Source organism: Haloferax profundi (assembly GCF_001469865.1).
Classification (GTDB): Archaea; Halobacteriota; Halobacteria; order Halobacteriales; family Haloferacaceae; genus Haloferax; species Haloferax profundi.
In genome coordinates, this window is the sequence record NZ_LOPV01000376.1 from 1 (window position 1) to 442 (window position 442).

The 442-nt window shown below is 58.4% G+C and carries 1 protein-coding gene; it reads left to right on the forward strand.

Translation table 11 applies throughout. The annotated features are described in order from the left end of the window. Positions 1-442, forward strand: a 442-nt coding sequence (locus tag AUR66_RS13405; RefSeq protein ID WP_157533124.1) for an AAA family ATPase, incomplete at both ends; no start/stop codon positions are given.

Consider the following 442-nt stretch of genomic DNA (forward strand, 5'->3'; position numbering starts at 1 on the left):
CGATGCAACTCCGGTCAGCTATCGATGGCGAGTCACCGGAGAACGTGGTGATCTACGGCGAGACCGGGACGGGAAAGAGCCTCGTCGCGAAGCACGTCTCAACGGTCGCCGAGAGCATTGCCAAAGGCGTCCGCATCGGGACGGCATATATCGACTGTAGCGACGACGACACGGAGACACAGGCCGTGTCTCACATCGCACGGAAGCTGAACGACGAAGACCAGACCGGTGTCTCAGTCCCGGAGATGGGCCTGTCGAAAAGTGTCTACTACACGCGTCTCTACGCCATTCTCGACGAACTCTACGATGTCGTACTCATCATTCTTGACGAGGCGGATATGCAAGCGGACGATGGCCTGTTGATGTCGCTGTCAAGGTCGCGTGAGACTGGAAAGACAGACTGTCGCGTCGGCGTCGTCGCCATTTCCAACAAGGTGCGGTG